Here is a 19,065-nt window from a genome sequence, read left to right on the forward strand (position 1 = left end):
TTTGCTGGCCAAACCGGGAGGTGTGCATCGTGTCGGAGAGGGTGTTGTTGATCGGCCACGGCAGCCGCGACGACGAGGGCAACCGCGCGTTCCTCGCGTTCGCAAGGCGCGTCCAGGCCGCGTATCCCAAGCGGCGCCTGGAGACCTGTTTTCTCGAGCTGGCCGAACCGGACGTGCCAACCGGCGTCGCCGCGTGTGCCGAAGCGGGGGCGAGCCGGGTGATTGCGCTGCCGCTCATCCTGCTCGCGGCGTCTCACGTAAAATTGGAAATTCCCGAATTGCTCGATCACGCGCGTCTGCGCCACCCCGGCCTGTCCATCGACTACGGGCGAAACGTCGGCATGCACGAACGGGTGCTCGACTTGTTGGTGGACCAGTACCAGGCCGCTGCCCGGGGGACGGGGTCCCCGGCCACCCCGTCCGGACCCGGTGCCTCCACCTTCGGCGCCACCGCCGCCGCCCGCGCCGAAGCGGCGCAGACCGGCGCCGAGTCCACCGCGATTGTGCTGATGGGCCGCGGCAGCAGCGATCCGGACGCCAACGGCGACCTGTACAAGATGGCGCGGATGCTGTGGGAGCGCACGGGCGTCGCGACGGTGGAGGTGTGCTTCAGCGGCATCACCGGGCCGCGTCTGCCGGAAGGGGTGCGGCGGGCCGTCCAACTGGGGGCAGCCCGGGTCGTGGTGGTCCCGTACTTCCTCTTCACCGGCGTGTTGCTCAAGCGCATGGCGCGCCTGTTGGAGGACCTGCAGGCCCAGCATCTCGGCGTGCCGATGCGGATGGCCGGGCCGCTGGGGGAGCACCCGGGGTTGGTGGACATCGTGATCGACCGCGTCGAAGAAGCGGCCGCCGGCGCCGCGCACATGAACTGCGGTTTCTGCACGTACCGCAGGCACGCCGTCCACGCCCACGGAGGCGGCGTATGAGCGGCAAGGTGTATCTGGTCGGCGCCGGGCCGGGGGATCCGGGGCTGCTCACGCTCAAAGGCCGCGCGTGCCTGGAGGCGGCCGACGTGGTCCTGTACGACCGGCTCGTGGCGCCCGAGGTCCTGGCGTTCGCGCGCCCGGGCGCCCAACGGATCTACGTCGGCAAGGAGGTCGAAGGCGGCGCTCCGGCCCCCGTCCCAGGCGCCCTGCCCGGCGTCCCTGGCGCGGGCCCGAACCGCGCGCCGGCCGCCCCGGACGGCGGCGGGCGGCAGGCGGAGATCCACCGGCTGATGATCGCGCACGCGCAGGCGGGGCGGACCGTGGTCCGCCTGAAGGGGGGCGATCCGTTCGTCTTCGGCCGCGGCGGCGAGGAGGCGGCGGTCCTGCGGCGGCACGGCATCCCCTTCGAGGTGGTCCCCGGCGTCAGCTCCGCCGTGGCGGTGCCCGCGTACGCGGGGATCCCGCTGACGTACCGCGGGGTGGCGAGCGGCTTTCACGTCGTCACCGGCCACGAGGCCCTGCACTCCGCCGGCGTGGCGTGGGACGTGTTGGCCGCATCGGGGCAGACGCTGGTCATCCTGATGGGGCTCGGCCACCTCGGCCCCATCGCCGAGCGGCTGTTGGCGCACGGGCGGGGGGCGGAGACGCCGGTGGCGGTGATTGCGTCCGGGACGACGGCGCAGCAACAGACGGTCGTCGCCCCGCTTCGTGAAATTGCGGACGTGGTCCATCGCGCGGGCCTCCGGGCGCCCGCCGTGATTGTCGTGGGCGAGGTGGCGCGCCTGGCGGAGACGTTGGCGTGGTTTGCTCCGGAAGCGGCCGCACCGGGCGGCCCCGCGGCTCCCTTGGCAGCGGCCCCTGCGCCGGGCGAACCCATGGCCGCCGCGGCCACGCAGGCCGCCGCCGCGAACCGTCCGTGAGAGAGGAGGAACCCCATGGGGAGGATTCTGGTCGTCGGATTCGGGCCGGGCAGCGCGGATCACATGACCGCGCGGGCCCGGCAGGCCATCGAGGAGAGCGATGCCATCATCGGATACAACACGTACGTTGACCTGGTGCGGGACCTCATCGAAGGCAAGGAGGTCATCCGCACCGGCATGACCGAGGAGGTCAGCCGTGCGCAGGCGGCGGCCGACCTGGCGCAGACCGGGCGGACCGTGGCCGTCGTCTCCAGCGGCGACGCCGGGGTGTACGGCATGGCCGGCCTCGTGTACGAGGTGCTCATTGAGCGCGGCTGGCGGGAGGGGGACGACCCGGAGGTCGAGGTCATCCCCGGCATCTCCGCCATCCACTCCTGCGCCGCGCTGCTCGGCGCGCCCATCATGCACGACGCGTGCACCATCAGCCTGAGCGACCATCTCACGCCTTGGGAGGTCATCGCCCGCCGCATCGAGGCGGCCGCCCAGGCGGACTTCGTGATTGCCTTGTACAACCCGCGCAGCGGGCGGCGCACGCAACAGATTGTCGAGACGCAGCGCATCCTGCTCCGGCACCGCCACCCCGAAACGCCCGTCGGGCTCGTCAAGAGCGCTTACCGGCCGCGTCAGGCGGTGGTGCGCACGACCCTGCAGGACATGCTCGATCACGACATCGGCATGCTCACCACCGTCATCATCGGCAACTCCACCACGTTCTACCACGACGGTCTGATGATCACGCCGCGCGGCTACCAGCGCAAGTACGACCTGGACACCGCCCAGCAGCGGCTGCGCCCGGGCGAGCGGCTGCGGCCGGAGAACGAGCCGTGGGCGCTGCACGGGGGGTGCGGGCGGTGATCTTCTTTCTCGCCGGCACCAGCGATGCGCGCGCCCTGGCCATCACGCTGCAGCAAGAAGGCTTTCCCCTCCTGTGCAGCGTCGTCACCGAGAGCGCCGCGGAGAACCTGCGCGCCGCAGGGCTGCAGGCCCGGGTGGGCCGGCTGGATGCAGCCGGCATGCAGGCCGCCCTGCGCCAGACGGGGGCGCGCATCCTGGTGGACGCCAGCCACCCGTTCGCCGAGGAGGCGCACCGCACTGCGATGGCGGCCGCCGCGGCGGCGGGGATCCCGTACGTGCGCTACGAGCGGGCGGAGAAATCTTTCGAGGGCCATCCCGGCATCACGGTGGTGGACAACTACGAGGCGGCGGCTGACCTGGCGTTTGCGAAGAAGGGGAGCGTGTTCCTCGCGACGGGCGGCAAGACGTTGGCGCTGTTCGCCCGGCGGCTGTACGGCCAGCCCGGGATTCGGATGGTGGTGCGGCTGTTGCCGCGGATCGACAACATGGAACAGTGTGAACAACTTGGCATCGCGCACCGGGACATCGTGGCCATGCTGGGCCCCTTTTCCTACGAGCTGAACCAGGCCCTGTTCCGGCACTTTGAAACGACCCTGATGATCACCAAGGAGAGCGGCGATGCGGGGGCGGTGGACGAGAAGGTGCGGGCGGCCGTCGACATGGGCATCGAGGTGGTGGTCATCGGGCGGCCGCGGCTCGACTACGGGGTGCGGTTCAGCACGGCCGAGGAGATGGTGCGGGAGGTGAGGCGGCTGTGGACGGCATGAAGCAGGACCCGGCGCAAGCGCGCGGCGAGCACGGAGAGGGGCGGACTCCCGTGTCGGGAGCGGGGCTGTCCGCCCTCGGCCGGCCGGCCATCGTGCGGCCGGAGGCGATTGAGCAGCGGAGTTTCGAGATCATCGCGGAGGAGCTGGGGCCGCACCCGTTCACGGCCGAGCAGTTCCCGGTGGTGCAGCGGGTGATCCACGCGTCGGCCGATTTCGAGCTGGGCCGTAGCCTGGTGTTCCACCCGGACGCAATCGAGGCGGGCATCCAGGCGATTCACGCCGGGCGGCCCATCGTGTGCGACGTGCAGATGGTGCAGGCGGGCATCAGCAAGCCGCGGCTGGCCCGGTTCGGGTGCGATGTGCGCGTGTACATCTCCGATCCGGACGTCGCCGAGGCGGCCCGCCGCGAAGGCGTGACGCGGGCCATCCAGGCGGTGCGCAAGGCGGTGCGCGAGGCGCCGGGGGCCATCTTCGCCATCGGCAACGCCCCGACCGCCCTGCTGGAACTGATCCGCCTGGTGCGCGCCGGCGAGGCGGAGCCCGGGCTCATCATCGGGGTACCGGTCGGCTTCGTGTCCGCCGCCGAGTCGAAGGCGGAGCTGATGCAGTTGGACGTGCCGTTCATCACCAACCACGGCCGCAAGGGCGGCAGCCCGGTGGCGGTGGCGGCGGTCAACGCCATTGCGCTCCTGGCCGAGCGGGCGGCCGGCGAGCCGGGGCTGGGGCCGGGGCCGGGCGCGTCCCGGGATCGCGACGCGCGGCCCAAGGGGTGATCCGGCGTGGGCGAACTGCCGGAGGTGCCGGAGGGGCGGCTGCGCCACGGGTACACCACCGGTGCCTGCGCCACGGCGTGCGCCAAGGGGGCGCTGCTCGCGCTCATCCACCAGCGGCCGGTGGACGAGGTGACCATCTGGATCCCCGCCGGTCAGCAGGTGACGTTCGCCCTGAAGGACGTGGCATTCGGGGTGGCGGAGGCGACGGCGGCCACCGTCAAGGACGGCGGGGACGATCCCGATGCCACCCACGGCGCGACCATCGTCGCCACCGTCTCGTGGCGGGCGGAGCCGGGCGTGGAGATTGACGGCGGGGAAGGCGTGGGGCGCGTGACCAAGCCGGGGCTGCCCATCCCCGTCGGGGAGGCGGCCATCAACCCGGTGCCGCGCCGGATGATCCGCGAAGCGTGCGAGGAGGTCCTGCAGGCGCACGGCATCCAACGCGGGGTGCGCGTCGTCGTCTCGGTGCCGGGGGGCGAGGAGATTGCCAAGAAGACGATGAACGGCCGCCTCGGCATCCTCGGCGGCATCTCCATCCTCGGCACGCGCGGCATTGTCGTGCCTTTCTCCACCGCCGCGTACAAGGCGAGCATCGCGCTGGCGCTGCAGGTGGCGCGGGAGCAGGGACTCCGCACGGTGGTGATGACCACCGGGGGCCGCAGCGAGAAGTACGGGATGCGGATGTTCCCGGAGCTGCCCGCGGAGGCGTTCATCGAGATGGGGGATTTCGTCGGCTTCTCCGCCAAGCACGCCAAGCGCACGGGGATGGCGGAGATACGGTTCGTGGGTATGATGGGCAAGTTCTCCAAGGTGGCTCAGGGCGTGATGATGGTCCACGCCAAGAGCGCGCCGGTGGATTTTGACTTTCTCGCCCGCCTGGCCGGGGAGGCCGGGGTGCCGGCGGCGGTGTGCCAGGACATCCGCCAGGCCAACACCGCCAACCAGGTGGGGGACCTGGTGCTGGCGGCCGGGTGTCCGGCGTTCTTTGAGCGCCTGGCGCGGGCCTGCTGCGAACAGGTGCTGCAGCACGTCGGCGGCGGGGTGCGGGTAATGACGCGGTTGGTGACGCTGGACGGACAGGTGTTGGGAGGTGCGTGTGTGGATGGATAGACGGGTGTGGGTGATTGGCATCGGGGACGACGGTGCCGCCGGCCTGCCGGAGGGCGTCCGCCAGGTGGTGGAAACCGCCGACGTGCTCGCGGGCGGGGATCGGCAGCTGGCCTTCTTTCCGGACTTTTCCAGAGAGCGGTGGCGGGTGCAAGGCGGGCTGCGGGACCTGGCGGACCGGATCCGCTCGGCCGAGGGCCGGCGCGTGGCCGTGCTGGCGTCGGGGGATCCGCTCTTTTACGGGATCGGGTCGTACCTGGCGAAGGTCCTCGGGCCGGACGCGGTGACGGTGGTGCCCGCGGTCAGCTCGGTGCAGCTCGCCTTCGCGCGCGCCGGGGTGGGCTGGCAGGACGCCGCCATCCTGAGCGTGCACGGGCGGCCGATGCGCGGGCTGGCGCAGCGGGTGGACCGGCACGACAAGGTTGCGCTGCTGACGGACGACGTGAATACCCCGGCGGCCATCGCCAAGTACCTCTTGTCGTTCGGGATGGCGGAGTACCGGGCATTCGTCGGCGAGCGCCTGGGCGGGCCACAGGAGCGAACGGGCTGGTACACGCTGGAGGAGATGGCGGATCGGGCGTTCGATCCGCTGAATGTGGTGCTGCTCCTGCGGGATCGGCCGAGCACCGCGCAAACGGGAGTGGCGGGAACCGGTGTCCTCGCAGGGCGGCTGGCCCATCCTGCCGGCGCCGGGCGCTGGCCGCTCGGCATCCCGGACGAGGCGTTCGCCCAGCGCAAGCCCGACCGCGGCCTCATCACAAAGCGCGAGGTCCGCGTCCTCTGCCTGGCGGAGCTCGCGCTCCGGCCGGGGGCGGTGCTGTGGGACATCGGGGCGTGCACCGGGTCGGTCTCCATCGAGGCGATTCTGCAGACGCCGGATGTGGAGGTGTACGCCATCGAGAAGAACGTCGAGGACCTGGAGAACCTGCGCGAGAACCAGCGCCGCTTCCGCACCGATTTCGTCGCCGTGCACGGCAAGGCGCCGGAGGGACTGGACGGGTTCGCCGATCCGGACGCGGTGTTCATCGGCGGCAGCGGCGGCGAGCTCGAGCATCTGCTCCAGGTGTGCGCGGACCGGCTGCGTCCCGGGGGGCGCATCGTCGTCTCCGCCGCGACGTTGGAAACCCTGGCCACCGCCCAGGCGACGCTCGCCCGGCTCGGGCTGTCGGTATCCATCACGCTGGTGCAGACCGCCCGCAGCCGCCCAATCCTCCAATTGACGCGGCTGGAAGGCATGAACCCGGTGTTTCTGATCACCGCGGTGCGGATGGAAGGAGGGGATTCGAATGGCGGAAACGGTTGAGCGCCTCGGCACGCTGTACGGCATCGGGGCGGGGCCCGGCGACCCGGAACTGCTCACGATGAAAGGGTTCCGGCTGCTGCGCGAATCGCCCGTCATCGCCTATCCGAAAAAGCGGATGGGCAGCCGCAGCTACGCCCTGGACATCGTCGAAGCCTACGTGAATCCGGAGGAGAAAACGATGCTCGGCCTCGTCTTCCCAATGACGCGGGACCCGGAGGTCCTCCGCCGCGAGTGGGACCACACGGCGGCGTTGCTGCTGGAGCACCTGCGGGCGGGTCGTGACGTGGCGTTCGTCACCGAGGGCGATCCGCTCCTGTACAGCACCTTCATCCACATGGCGCGGGTGTTGCATCATCACGCGCCCGACGTGCGGGTGGTGGCGGTCCCCGGCGTCTCGTCCGTCAACGGCGGGGCGGCGCGGCTGGGCCTGCCGCTGGCCGACGGGGACGAGGTGGTGGCGATTGTTCCGGCGACGCGGGACATGGCGAAGATGCGGGCGGCCATCGAGGGGCACGACTGCGTCGTCTTCCTCAAGGTCGCGAAGGTGATGGACCCGCTGATTGACTTGTTGGACGAGATGGGGCTCCTTCAGCGCGCCCGGGTCATCTCCAGGGCCACCTCCGGCGAGGAGGAGATCTGGGAGGACGTGCGGGCGCTGCGCGGCGTCCCCCTCAACTACCTGACGCTGATGGTGGTGAAACGGTGATGCGGACAGACGCTGTGCCGAGCCAGGTGTATTTCGTCGGCGCCGGCCCGGGTGATCCGGAGCTCATCACCGTCAAGGGCCTGCGCATCCTGCGGCAGGCGGACGTCATCGTGTGGACGGACAGCCTCGTGCAGGAGCGGCTGGTGGCCCTTGCCAACCCGGAGGCGAAATTGTATGGCAGCGCGGGGATGGACCTGGACGAGTTGGTGGACGTGATGGTCACCCATGTCCGCGCGGGCCGCAGCGTGGCCCGGGTGCACACGGGCGATCCGTCGGTCTTCGGGGCCATCCTGGAACAGATGGCCCGGCTCCGGGCGGCGGGGGTGCCGTACGAGGTGGTGCCCGGGGTCAGCGCCGTATTCGCGGCGGCCGCAGTGCTGGGCGCCGAACTGACGGTGCCGGAGCTGACGCAGACGGTGATCCTGACCCGGGTCGAAGGGCGCACCCCGATGCCCGAACGGGAGCGGTTGCGCGACCTGGCGGCGCACCACTGCACCATCGCTCTGTTCCTGAGCGCCACCCTGGCCAAGCGGGCGGTGGACGAGCTGCTCGCCGCCGGCTGGGCGCCGGAGACGCCGGTGGCGGTGGTGCAGCGGGTCACCTGGCCCGACCAGAAAATCCTCCGCACCACCCTCGCCGACCTGGTGCGGGACATGGGGGCGGCGCACATCTCCAGCCACGCCATGATCCTCGCCGGTTGGGCGCTCGATCCGGCCTTGGCCGAGACCCCGGACCGGCACCGGTCGAAGCTGTACGACCCGGCGTTCACGCACCGCTACCGGCGCGGCACTGGGACACCGGAAGGGGGGCGGCCGCGGTGACGGAGGCGAGAGACCCGGCGCGGCCGCGGGCCGCTGAGCGGCCCTACGCCGTGGTCGCCATCACCAAGCACGGGGTGGAGATCGCCCGGCGGTTGCAGGCGGGCCTGCCCGGGGTGGACGTGTACCACCCGGAGAAGTTCGCCCGCGGCGACGAGGCGGCCCTCGGCATCCACACGTTCACCGGTTCGGTGGTGGATCAGGTGCCTCCGCTGTGGGGGCGGTACCAGGGAATCATCGGGATTGTCTCCCTCGGCGCCATGGTGCGGATGGTGGCGCCGTTGTTGCGGGACAAACGCACGGACCCCGGGGTGGTGGTCGTGGACGACCGCGCCCGGCACGCCATCAGCGTCCTCTCCGGCCACCTGGGCGGCGCGAACGACTTGGCGCGGGAGGTGGCGCGGATTTTGGGCGCCGAACCGGTCATCACGACGGCGTCCGACGTGGGCGAGACGGTGGCGGTGGATCTCCTCGGGCGCGCCTTCGGGTGGGACATTGAGAACTTCGAGCAGGTGACGGCGGTCAGCGCGGCGGTCGTCAACGAGGAGCGGGTGCTGGTGGTGCAGGAGGCCGGGGAGCCCGGCTGGTGGCCGGCAGACAGGCCTCTGCCGTCGAACCTCCGCGTGGTGACGCGGATCGAGCAGGCGCGGGAGGAGGGATTCGACGCGGCGCTGGTGATCACTCCGCGGGTCCTCGCCGCGGAGGAGGCCGCGTGGCTCCTGCGGCGGGGGGTGCTGTACCGGCCGAAGGTCCTGGTGGTGGGTGTGGGCTGCAACCGCGGCACAGCGGCGGAGGAGATTGAGGCGGTGCTGCTGGAGACGCTCGACGCCCATCGGCTGTCGGTGAAGAGCGTCCGCAACCTGGCGACCATCGACCGCAAGGCGGATGAACCGGGCCTGATGCAGGTGTGCCAACGTTACGGCTGGCCCCTCGTCACCTACCGGGCGGAAGAGCTGAACCGGGTGCCGTTGCCGCATCCGTCGGAGACGGTGTTCAAATACGTCGGTGCATGGGGGGTCAGCGAACCTGCCGCCCGGCTGTCGTCGGGGGCGGACGGGTGGCTGGTGGAGAAGGTCAAGCGGGGCAACGTCACCCTGTCGGTGTGCCTGGTCCCGCACCCGCCGCACCCGGCCGCGGCCGGCACCGCCGCCAGCGGCTTTGCATGAGACGAAAGGGGGGAGCCGCGATGAGGCGGCCGAGGATCATCATTGGGGGCGTCCACAGCGGCGCGGGCAAGACGACGGTGACGCTGGGCCTGATGGCCGCCCTGCGCCGGCGCGGACACGCGGTGCAGGGGTTCAAGGTCGGGCCCGACTATATCGATCCGAGCTACCACACGGCCGTCACAGGCCGGCCGTCGCGCAACCTGGACACCTGGATGCTCTCGCCTGCCGCCGTGCGCGAAGTGTTTCACCGCGGCAGCGAGGGGGCGGAGGTGTCCGTGATCGAGGGCGTGATGGGCCTGTACGACGGGAAGGACCCGCGGTCGGACACCGGATCGACCGCCGAGGTGAGCCGGTTGTTGGAAGCGCCGGTGGTGCTCGTCCTCGACGCGAGCAGCATGGCGCGCAGCGCCGCGGCGGTGGTGCTGGGGTTTCAACGGCTCGATCCGCGGGTGCGCATCGCCGGCGTGATTGCCAACCGCGTCGGCGGACCGGGGCACCTGGACATGGTGCGCCAGGCGGTGGAATCCGCATGCGGGGTGCCGGTGCTGGGAGGGCTGACGCGCCAGGCGGAGATCGCCATCCCGGAACGGCACCTGGGCCTCATCCCGGCCCTGGAACGGGGGGAGCTGGACGGGCTCTTTCATCGTCTGGCGGACGCGGTGGAAGCGGCGGTGGATGTCGGCCGGTTGCTGGCCGTGGCGGAGGCGGCGGAGGACTGGGCGGCGCCGGACCCGGTGCTGTTCCGCGGCCAGCCGCGGCCGGAGGCTGCGTGCATCGCGGTGGCGCGGGACGCGGCGTTCAACTTCTACTACCCGGAGAACCTGGAGCTGCTGGAATGGCACGGTGCGCGCCTGGTGACTTTCCGGCCGCTGGCGGGTGAGCCGGTGCCGGAGGAGGCCGACGGGGTGTACCTCGGCGGCGGGTTTCCGGAGGAGTTCGCGGCTGAGCTCGGCCGGCAGGAGGCGGTCCGGGAGAGCCTGCGGCGGGCGGTGGCGGCCGGGATGCCGGTGTTCGCCGAGTGCGGCGGGTTCATGTACCTGTGCGAGGCGCTCACCGACCGGGCCGGGAAGACGCACGCGATGGCGGGGATGGTGCCGGCACGGGTGCGGATGCAGGATCGCCTGGCGGCGCTCGGCTACCGGGAGGTCACGGCGTTGCGGGACACCTTCCTGCTGCCGGCCGGGGAGCGCGCGCGGGGGCACGAGTTTCATTATTCGATTGCGGAATGGACCGACCCGGACCGGCCCGCGGCTTGGCGGACGGAGGGGTCGCGGGGCGGCGGGATCGACGGGTACGCCCGCGCGGGGCTCGTGGCCGGGTACACGCATCTGCACTTCGGTTCCAATCCGACGATGGCGCCGCGGTTCGTGGCGGCCTGCGCGGCCTGGCGCCGCGCGCGGAAGGAGGGGCACGGATGAAGGTTGGATGGACGAGGGCCGTGCGGATGGGCACATCCGGCCGGGTATTCGTGGCGGTGGCGCTCCTGCAGGCGATGGCTTTGGCGGGGATGGCCCTCGACGGCGCGCGAGCGCGGGCGATGGTGCCGCTCTGCCTGCTGGCTTACACCTTCGGGCTGCGGCACGCGCTGGACGCGGACCACATCGCGGCCATCGACAACACGACCCGCAAGCTGGTGGGCGAGGGGCAGCGTCCGGCGGCCGCCGGCCTGTGGTTTTCGCTGGGCCACTCGGCGGTGGTGTTCCTGCTGACGGCCCTCGTCGCGCTGTCGCTCGGGCATGCACGGGTCGGCGGGCCGGTGGCGGGCGCGGGCGCGGGCGCGGCGGAGGACGCGGGCCCGGCCGCCGGCTGGGAAGCCCCTGGCCTCGGCACGGTGGGCATGTGCATCTCGGCCACGTACCTGTACGCGGTGGCCGTCCTCAACTGGGGGGCTTGGCGGACGGCGCTGCGCTCCTTGCGACGGGTGCCCGGGCGGGCACATGACGGCGACACCGGTGAGGACAGCGGCACGGCGGCGAACGCCTCGTCCGGCGGCCTGATGGCGCGCGCCTGCGGGCGGTTGCTCCGGCGCGTGCGGCGGAGCCGGGACCTGTTCTGGGTGGGGCTGCTCTTCGGGCTCGGCTTCGAGACGGCGACGGAGGTGGCGGTGATTGCCATGTCGGCCGCGGCGTCGGCCGGCGGGGCGCCGGCCGCCCTGGTGCTGACGCTGCCGCTGTGCTTCGCGGCGGGGATGAGCCTGCTCGACGCCGCCGACGGCCTGGTCATGCTGCACACCTACACGTGGGCGCGCGGGCTGGCGCGATCGCGCGCCTTGTACAACGCCGTCGTCACCGGCCTGTCGGTCCTGGCGGCTCTCCTCGTCGGCAGCGTCGAGTGGCTGCAGGTGCTGGGTCCGCACGTGCCCGGCCTGGCGGCGGTGGCGGACGCCGCCGGGCGCCTCGACTTCGGCTGGCTGGGCGCCGGCATCACCGTGGTGTTCGTGGTCTTTTTCATTCGGTTGTGGCGGGTGCGGCGGCGGGATGGACACCCCGTTGGTGCGGACGGGGCCGACGCCCGGGGCCTGCCGTCGTGAAGGGGGGAGCCGGATGGCCAAGAGCCTGATGGTGCTCGGCACCGCGTCGAACGTGGGCAAGAGCGTGCTGTGCACCGCCCTCTGCCGCATCCTCGCCCAGGACGGGTACCGAGTGGCCCCGTTCAAGGCGCAGAACATGTCGCTCAACTCGGCGGCGACGCCGTCGGGCCGGGAGATTGGCCGGGCGCAGGCGGTGCAGGCGGCAGCCTGCGGCATTGCCCCGAACGAGCACATGAACCCCGTCCTGCTCAAGCCGATGAGCGGCCACCGGACGCAGGTGGTGCTGCAGGGGCGGGTGTACGAGACCACGTCGGCGCGCCGGTATCTGGAGGATCGCCTCGGGGCGGTCTGGGCGGCGGTGGTGGAGAGCTACCGGTACCTGGCTGACCGGTACGAGGTGTTGGTCATGGAGGGCGCCGGCAGCCCGGTGGAGATGAACCTGAAGCCGCGGGACATCGCCAACCTGCGGATGGCCGAGGAGGCAGACGCGGACGTGCTGCTGGCGGCGGACATCGACAGGGGCGGGGTGTTCGCGGCGGTGGTCGGCACCCTGCAGCTCATGACGCCGCGGGAGCGGGCGCGGGTTAAGGGCGTCGTGATCAACAAATTCCGCGGTGATCCCACCCTGTTCGCGGACGGCGTCCGGCTGCTGGAGGCGTACACCGGGGTGCCGGTGCTTGGGGTCATCCCCCACATCCCCGACCTGAACATCGAGGCGGAGGATTCGGTGGCGCTGGAGCCCGCAGGCGGCCGGGCGGCGCGAGCGCCGGCGCCTGGGGACGTGCGGGTGGCCATCGTCCAACTGCCGCACATCGCGAATTTCACCGATTTCGATCCGCTTTTCCTTGAACCGGGCGTCTTCGCCTGGTTTTGCCGCCGGCCGGAGGAACTGGCGGGGGCCCACGCGGTGGTCCTGCCGGGCAGCAAGCACACGGTGCACGACCTGGCCTGGCTGCGGGAGACGGGCATGGACCGGGCCGTGGCCGAGCGCCGGGCGGCGGGGGCGGACGTCATCGGGGTGTGCGGCGGGTATCAGATGCTGGGGAGGCGCATCCAGGACCCGCACGGCGCCGAGTCGGACGCACCCGTCACGGCAGGCCTCGGGTGGCTGCCGGTCGTGACGACGATGGCGGCCGAGAAGCGGACGGTGCGGGTGGCGGGTGAGCTGTTGGGCGTCTTCCCGGGGCTGCCCGTGACGGGCTACGAGATCCACATGGGGCGCACGGCGTTGGACGCCGGCGGCCGGCCGTTCGCCCGCGTGCGGCGACTGGGCGCGGAGGACGGCCTGGCGGCGGACGGGAAGACGACGGAGGCGGACTGGGCGCGGGAGGTTCAGGCCGGGGAGGTGCAAGCGTGGCAGGCACAGGCTCCGCAGGACCTGGCTGCCGCGGATGGCGCGGTCAGCGAGGACGGGCGCGTGATGGGCACCTACCTGCACGGCATCTTCGACAACGACGCCTTTCGGCGGGCATGGCTGGCGAGGCTGCGGGCGCGGTTCGGGCTGCCGGAGCCGGCGGGCCCGGCGCCGGACATGGCGGCGGTGCGGGAGGCGGCGCTGGACAGGTTGGCGGACGTGGTCCGCAGGCACCTCCGGATGGACGTGATTCACGGTTGGCTGGGGCCGCCGTCGGGGCGTGCCGAAGCGAGACAGAGCGGAGGAGGCGAGCGGAGATGAACGGGAGCATCCGGGACAGGCGTGCGGGGGAAGTGGCGGCGCTGCGGGCGCGGGATCGGCTGGACGACCTCACCAAACCGGCGGGCAGCCTGGGGCAGTTGGAGACGCTGTTGGAGCGGATCGCGCGCATCACGGAGCGGCCGGTGCCGCAACTGGAGCGGCCGCACCTGCTGTTGTTCGCGGCGGATCACGGCGTGACCGAAGAAGGCGTGTCGGCCTATCCGGCCGAGGTGACCGGGCAGATGGTGGTCAACATCTGCAGGGGTGGCGCGGTGAGCAGCGTCCTGGCGCGGGCAGAGGGGGTGCACCTGACGGTGGTGGACGTGGGCGTGCGCGTCCCGGTCGAGCACCCGGGCGTGGTGGCGCGCAAGGTGGCCCCGGGCACCCGCAACCTCGCCGCGGGACCGGCGATGACACGCGCGGAGGCGGAGGCGGCCGTGACGGCCGGACGGGAGACGGCGGAGGCAGCCTTGGCGGCGGGGGCGGATGTGCTGCTGTTGGGCGAGATGGGCATCGGCAACACCACCGCCGCGAGCGCCCTGGCGGCGTATCTGTTGGAGCGTCCGGCGGCGGACGTGGTCGGCCGCGGCACGGGGGTGGATCCCGCTCGGCTGGCGCACAAGCGGGCGGTGGTGGACAGGGCGCTGGCGTTACACCGGCCCCACCTCCGTGATCCGTGGGACATCATGACGCGCCTCGGTGGCTTGGAGCTGGCGGCGATGGCGGGGGTCTGCCTGGTGGCGGCATCGCGGCGGGTGCCGGTGCTGCTGGACGGGTTCATCACCACGGCGGCGGCCCTGTGGGCGGTGACGGTCGATCCCGCCGCCGCGGAGGTGCTGCTGGCTTCACACGTGTCGGCCGAGCCGGGGCACCGTCTGCTGTTGGAACGGCTGCACTTGGATCCGCTGCTCAGGCTCGGGCTCCGGCTCGGCGAGGGCAGTGGCGCGCTGCTGGCGTGGCCCCTGGTGCGCCTGGCGTGCCGGGTGTTGGCAGAGACGGCGACGTTCTCAGACGCGCGGGTGACGCGGGCGGGCGGTCTTGGGGTTCCGCCCGGCGCGCCGACGGTGCCGACCGGCGTCCGGGTGGCGCGGGCCGGTGCGGATTCATCGGACTGTTTCAGAGAGGAGAACCTGTGATGCGCATCTACACGCGCGGCGGCGATCAGGGCAAGACGGGCCTCATCGGCGGCGTCCGGCGGTTCAAGGACGACGTGCGCGTGGAGGCGTACGGCGCCGTGGACGAGGCCGGGGCGTTCATCGGGCTGGCCATCGCGCACCTGGAGCAGGCGGGGCACGCCGACGTGGCGGCGCTGCTGACGGAGGTGCAGCAGACCCTGTGGGACGTGGGAGCGGACCTGGCGGCGGCCCGACCGGACAGGCACGCGTTCCGGACGCCGGAGGACGCGGCGGCCCGGTTGGAGCCGTGGATCGATCAATACAAAGACGAGGCCGAGGCGGTCCGCCGCTTCGTGCTCCGCGGCGGCAGCGTAGCTTCGGCGTATTTGCACGTGGCCTGCACGGTGGTGCGGCGGGCGGAGCGGCGGGCGGTGCGCCTGATGCAGGCGGAGGCGGTCCACCTGCCCGCGCTGAGGTTTCTCAACCGCCTCTCCGACCTGTTGTTCGTGCTCGCCAGGGCCGTCAACGCCCGCGACGGACGGCAGGACGTGGAATACCGCAACAGCCGCGAGGTGTTCCGGCCGTGACGGGGGCCGGAGGTTGGAGAGCTGTGGCAGAGGCGGACGCGGGGCTGCGCAAGGCGGACCTGGTGCTGGTGCTTGGCGGGGCCCGCAGCGGCAAGAGCGAGGTGGCGGAGGACTGGGCGGCGCGGTGGTCAGCTTGCCTCGGGCGTCCGGTGGTGTACCTGGCCACGGGGCAGGCGGCGGACGCGGAGATGGCGGACCGGATTCGCCGCCACCGGGATCGGCGGCCGGCGGCGTGGCGCACGGTGGAGGAGCCGCTGCAGGTGCCCGAGTGGTTTGCGGCGCGGCGGAATGGGGATATCGTCCTCCTCGACTGCCTGTCGATGCTGCTGAACAACTGGATGTGGCTGGAGGGCTGCGGCGACGACGCGCTGGCAGAACGCGTCAAGCGCCTGTCGGATGCGTTGGCGACCGCGCCCGGACCGGTGGTGGCGGTCAGCCAGGAGGCGGGCCTCGGCATCGTGCCAGCGGATGCGCAGACCCGCCGTTATCGGGACTGGCTGGGCACGCTCAACCAGGCGGTGGCCCGCCGGGCGGGCCGCGTGCTGTGGGTGGTGGCGGGGATCCCGGTGGATCTGCGCCGCCTGGAGGCATCGGCGGAGGTGTCGGCAGAGGCGGAGGTGCCGGCGGTGGCTCCGGCAGATGCGGAGGCGGCAGATGCGGAGGCAGAGCCGGAGGCGAGGACGGGTGTGGAGACGGCTTCGGAGGCGGAGGTGCCGTGAACCTGTTCTGGATTGCGGCGTCGGCGCTGGTTGTGGATCGCGTGGCGGGCGATCCCGCCTGGCTGCCGCACCCGGTGGTGGCGATGGGCCGCTGGATCGGTGGGTTGGAGCGACGCTGGAACCGGCGGGATCGAAGCGACGGTCTGCGGCGCGCCCTGGGGGCGGTGGTGGTGGTCACGACGCTGGCCTGGGCCGGGGGCCTCACGTTCGGCGTCCTGTGGCTGGCGGGTTGGGTCTCCCCGGCCTTGGCGGCGGCGCTCAACATCGTCCTGACGGCGACGACGGTGGCCTGGAAGGGCCTCCGCGATGCCGGGCGGGCGGTGCACCGGCGGCTCCGGGAGGAGGGGTTGGACGCCGCCCGGTGCGAGGTGGCCCGGTACGTCGGCCGCGACACGGCATACCTGTCGGAGCCGGAGGTGGTGCGGGCGGCGGTGGAGACGGTGGCGGAGAACCTGGTGGACGCCGTCGTCTCCCCTCTCTTCTTCGCGTGCCTGCTGGGGGCGCCGGGCGCGATGATGTACCGGGCCGCCAACACGTTGGATTCCATGCTGGGGCACCGGGATCACCGCTTCCGTGCCTTCGGCTGGTGCGCCGCCCGGCTGGATGACGTGCTGAACTTCGTTCCCGCACGGTTGACCGCGGGGATCCTCGTCGTGGCACTGGGCTTGCGCGGCCTGCCCGCCCTGCGGGCTCTCCGCTTGACGCGCCGGGACGCCGGTGACCACCCGTCGCCCAACGCCGGGATCCCGGAGGCGATGATGGCGGGCGGGCTCGGCGTCCAACTGGGCGGTTGGAACGTGTACCGCGGGGTGCCGTCCTTCCGCGCGACGATGGGCGATCCGCTGCGGCCCCTGGAAGCGGCGGACATCCTGCGGGCCGTGTCGGTGCTGGACGCGGCCTGTGCGGTGACGGGCGTGCTGCTCGCGGCGTTGGGCTGTGCCGTGCACTGGGGAGGAGGGTGAGCATGCGGATGAGCATACAGGCGAGCGCTGTGCGAACGGTACGGGCTGGGGGGCGCGCCTTTCTTCTCGCCTTCCGATTCCTCACCATCCTGCCCATTCCAACGGCGGGATCGCAGGCGCTGACCGAGCCATCGCCGGCGGACCTGCGCCGCAGCGCCCTCTTTTTCCCGCTGGCCGGCGCCGTCCTCGGCTGGGGCGTGTGGGCGGTGTCGCGGGGATTGGCGGAGGTGGTGTCGCCGCTGGGTGCGGCGGTGGTGGCGGTGACCGGGTACACCGTCGCCACGGGCGCACTGCACCTGGACGGCCTGATGGATGTGGCGGACGCGGTCGCCAGCCGGCGGCGAGGGGCCGAGGCCATCGCGGTGATGAAGGACAGCCGCGTCGGGGCAGCGGGGGCTGTCGCGGGGATGCTCGCGCTGGCCGGGAAGATCGCGGCCATCACCGCCTTGGCCGGCGGGAGCGCGGGCTGGGGGCCGTTTGTGCTGGTGCCCGCGCTGGCCCGTCTTGGCATGGTGTGGGCGATGGCGGGGGCGGGGCCGGCGGGATCGAGCGGATTGGGCGCAGTGTTCGCGCGCCGCGTGCCGGCGTGGGTCGTGGCCGGGGCGACTGCGTGCGCGCTGGGGGCGAGCGCGGCGGCGATGGCCTGGGGCGGGCCGTGGGCCGTCGGGGGGCATGGTTCCGGGCTCTGGACGGCGGCCGGGCTCTGGGCGGCTGCGGTGATCGCGGTGCGCGTGTACACGGCCTGGGCGGCGCGCCGCTTCGGCGGGATGACGGGCGATTTGTACGGGGGCTTGAACGAAGGGATGGAGTGGCTCGGTTGGCTGTGGGTGTCGCACGGATGAGGAGGGATTCTGACATGGAGCAGGGTGCGGCCGGCATGGGGACGGGCGGCGCGTCGCACGGCGGACGATGGACATCTGGCGGCGCGCCGATGGCGGTGCACGGCGGCCGGGTGTACGAGTACGCGCGCGAGAGCGGCCGGCGCGTGGAGGACATCGTCGACTTCAGCGCCAACATCAACCCGCTGGGTCCGCCGGCGTCGGTGCGGGAGGCCATCCTGCGGGCGATGGACGGCATCCGCCACTACCCGGACCCGGAGCAGCAGCTGGTGCGTCAGGTGCTGGCGGAGACATTCGGTCTCCCCGGGCCGGAGTGGGTGTTCTGCGGCAACGGGGCGGCAGAGGTGTTGGACCTGTTCCTGGGGGCGCTGCGGCCGCGGCGGGTGTTCATTTTGGAGCCGGCCTTCAGCGAATACGAAGCGGCCGCGCGTCGCCGCGGGGCACCGGTGGTGCGACTGCCCTTGCCGGATGCGGGCGTATGGCCGCGTGCAGGGGCTGCCGCGGCCGCGCTGCCGGAGCCTGCGCCGGGTGATCTCGTGATCCTCAATCACCCACACAATCCCACCGGGCGCCTCTGGACCCGCGCGGCGTTGGCGAAGGTGGTGGTGCCGATGGCGGAAGCGGGCGTCTTCGTCCTGGCCGACGAGTCGTTCATGGATTTTCGGTGGGACGAGCGGGATCGAACGCTGCTTCCGCTGGCCTTGGCACATGAACGGGTGGCGGTCATCCGCTCGGCGACGAAGATGTACAGCATCCCTGGGCTGCGCTTCGGGTTCGGGGTGGCGAATCCGGCGTGGGTGTGGCGAATTCAGCGGGATCGCGACGGGTGGAGCGTCAATCACCTGGCCCAGGCGGCGGCCGCGGCGGCGTACCGGGACGAGGCGTTCCGAGAGGAGACGTGGCGGTGGTTGCAGGAGGAGCAGGCGTTTGTGGCGCGGACGTGGGGCCGTGTGCCGGGGGTGCACCTGCATGCGCCGGGCGCGAATTTCTTCCTGCTGCGCTTGGAGGCACCGGCCGATGTGGAGGATCTGCTGGCGGTCTGGGCGGCGGAGGGCATGTACGTGCGCCGCTGCGACAGCTTCCGGGGCTTGGACGGGCGGCATCTGCGCGTGGCCATCCGGCGCCCGGAGGAGAACCGGCGGTTGTGGCAGGGATTCGTGCGGTGGATGGGTGGACGGCGATTGTGAAAATGCGTCCGATTGGGAATTTTGGACTGGACTCAACGGCGAATTTCAATATAATAAAATCAAAACATCATTCAACAAGATTTTTAAAATCATTGCGAGTCCCGGGTGTT

General features: G+C 71.9%; 18 protein-coding genes and 1 pseudogene. All 19 read left to right on the forward strand.

Annotated features, from left to right (window positions below; genetic code table 11):
* Window positions 1-29 precede the first annotated feature (29 nt).
* The 19 genes and pseudogenes from BM357_RS19320 (at window position 30) to cobD (ending at window position 18,955) form a co-directional block, all read left to right on the forward strand.
* Window positions 30-926 (forward strand): sirohydrochlorin chelatase, encoded by an 897-nt coding sequence (locus BM357_RS19320; protein WP_074952523.1) that lies wholly within the window; start codon window positions 30-32, stop codon window positions 924-926.
* Entirely contained in the window at window positions 923-1,846 is a 924-nt protein-coding gene (gene cobA / locus BM357_RS10160; protein ID WP_074952526.1) for a uroporphyrinogen-III C-methyltransferase, read from the forward strand. The genes BM357_RS19320 and cobA overlap by 4 nt, the downstream gene beginning before the upstream one ends.
* Before the next feature lie 15 nt (window positions 1,847-1,861).
* Window positions 1,862-2,680, forward strand: a pseudogene (gene cobJ / locus BM357_RS10165) (precorrin-3B C(17)-methyltransferase); the annotation flags it as partial.
* Entirely contained in the window at window positions 2,671-3,468 is a 798-nt protein-coding gene (gene cobK / locus BM357_RS10170) for a precorrin-6A reductase (RefSeq protein ID WP_425426537.1), read from the forward strand. The pseudogene cobJ and the gene cobK, both read left to right, overlap by 10 nt.
* Entirely contained in the window at window positions 3,456-4,241 is a 786-nt protein-coding gene (locus tag BM357_RS10175; protein WP_245783935.1) for a precorrin-8X methylmutase, read from the forward strand. The genes cobK and BM357_RS10175 overlap by 13 nt, the downstream gene beginning before the upstream one ends.
* Window positions 4,242-4,247: 6 nt before the next feature.
* The gene (locus tag BM357_RS10180) at window positions 4,248-5,351 is read left to right on the forward strand and encodes a cobalt-precorrin-5B (C(1))-methyltransferase (protein ID WP_074952529.1); all 1,104 of its coding nucleotides are present in this window, start codon (window positions 4,248-4,250) and stop codon (window positions 5,349-5,351) included.
* Complete coding sequence (locus BM357_RS10185; protein WP_074952532.1) at window positions 5,344-6,651, forward strand: bifunctional cobalt-precorrin-7 (C(5))-methyltransferase/cobalt-precorrin-6B (C(15))-methyltransferase; 1,308 nt, start codon at window positions 5,344-5,346, stop codon at window positions 6,649-6,651. The genes BM357_RS10180 and BM357_RS10185 overlap by 8 nt, the downstream gene beginning before the upstream one ends.
* A complete protein-coding gene (gene cobI, locus BM357_RS10190) occupies window positions 6,635-7,357 on the forward strand; it encodes a precorrin-2 C(20)-methyltransferase (protein WP_074952534.1) in 723 nt (240 codons plus the stop codon). Before BM357_RS10185 ends, cobI begins: the two co-directional genes overlap by 17 nt.
* Window positions 7,357-8,178, forward strand: a complete 822-nt coding sequence (gene cobM / locus BM357_RS10195) for a precorrin-4 C(11)-methyltransferase (RefSeq protein WP_074952644.1) — start codon at window positions 7,357-7,359, stop codon at window positions 8,176-8,178. Before cobI ends, cobM begins: the two co-directional genes overlap by 1 nt.
* Window positions 8,175-9,341: a cobalt-precorrin 5A hydrolase gene (locus BM357_RS10200; RefSeq protein ID WP_074952537.1), complete on the forward strand. Its 1,167-nt coding sequence runs from the start codon at window positions 8,175-8,177 to the stop codon at window positions 9,339-9,341. Before cobM ends, BM357_RS10200 begins: the two co-directional genes overlap by 4 nt.
* Before the next feature lie 20 nt (window positions 9,342-9,361).
* Window positions 9,362-10,759 carry a cobyrinic acid a,c-diamide synthase CobB gene (locus BM357_RS10205; RefSeq protein ID WP_074952540.1) on the forward strand — a complete coding sequence of 466 codons (1,398 nt, stop codon included), beginning with the start codon at window positions 9,362-9,364 and terminating at the stop codon, window positions 10,757-10,759.
* Entirely contained in the window at window positions 10,756-11,871 is a 1,116-nt protein-coding gene (locus BM357_RS10210; protein ID WP_074952543.1) for a HoxN/HupN/NixA family nickel/cobalt transporter, read from the forward strand. The genes BM357_RS10205 and BM357_RS10210 overlap by 4 nt, the downstream gene beginning before the upstream one ends.
* A 13-nt stretch (window positions 11,872-11,884) precedes the next feature.
* Window positions 11,885-13,546, forward strand: a complete 1,662-nt coding sequence (locus BM357_RS10215; protein ID WP_074952546.1) for a cobyric acid synthase — start codon at window positions 11,885-11,887, stop codon at window positions 13,544-13,546.
* Window positions 13,543-14,682, forward strand: a complete 1,140-nt coding sequence (gene cobT / locus BM357_RS10220) for a nicotinate-nucleotide--dimethylbenzimidazole phosphoribosyltransferase (RefSeq protein WP_074952548.1) — start codon at window positions 13,543-13,545, stop codon at window positions 14,680-14,682. The genes BM357_RS10215 and cobT overlap by 4 nt, the downstream gene beginning before the upstream one ends.
* Window positions 14,682-15,248, forward strand: coding sequence for a cob(I)yrinic acid a,c-diamide adenosyltransferase (locus tag BM357_RS10225; RefSeq protein WP_074952551.1), 567 nt, complete (start codon window positions 14,682-14,684; stop codon window positions 15,246-15,248). The genes cobT and BM357_RS10225 overlap by 1 nt, the downstream gene beginning before the upstream one ends.
* A gap of 23 nt (window positions 15,249-15,271) precedes the next feature.
* Window positions 15,272-15,967, forward strand: coding sequence for a bifunctional adenosylcobinamide kinase/adenosylcobinamide-phosphate guanylyltransferase (gene cobU / locus BM357_RS10230; protein ID WP_074952554.1), 696 nt, complete (start codon window positions 15,272-15,274; stop codon window positions 15,965-15,967).
* On the forward strand, window positions 15,964-16,929 hold the full coding sequence (cbiB, locus tag BM357_RS10235) for an adenosylcobinamide-phosphate synthase CbiB (protein WP_074952557.1): 966 nt from the start codon (window positions 15,964-15,966) through the stop codon (window positions 16,927-16,929). Before cobU ends, cbiB begins: the two co-directional genes overlap by 4 nt.
* A gap of 2 nt (window positions 16,930-16,931) precedes the next feature.
* A complete protein-coding gene (locus BM357_RS10240; protein ID WP_074952560.1) occupies window positions 16,932-17,771 on the forward strand; it encodes an adenosylcobinamide-GDP ribazoletransferase in 840 nt (279 codons plus the stop codon).
* A 14-nt stretch (window positions 17,772-17,785) separates the two neighbouring features.
* Entirely contained in the window at window positions 17,786-18,955 is a 1,170-nt protein-coding gene (gene cobD / locus BM357_RS10245) for a threonine-phosphate decarboxylase CobD (protein ID WP_175511503.1), read from the forward strand.
* The last annotated feature ends 110 nt before the right edge of the window (window positions 18,956-19,065 follow it).

Source organism: Paenalicyclobacillus macrosporangiidus (assembly GCF_900116805.1).
Lineage (GTDB): Bacteria > Bacillota > Bacilli > Alicyclobacillales > Alicyclobacillaceae > Alicyclobacillus_H > Alicyclobacillus_H macrosporangiidus.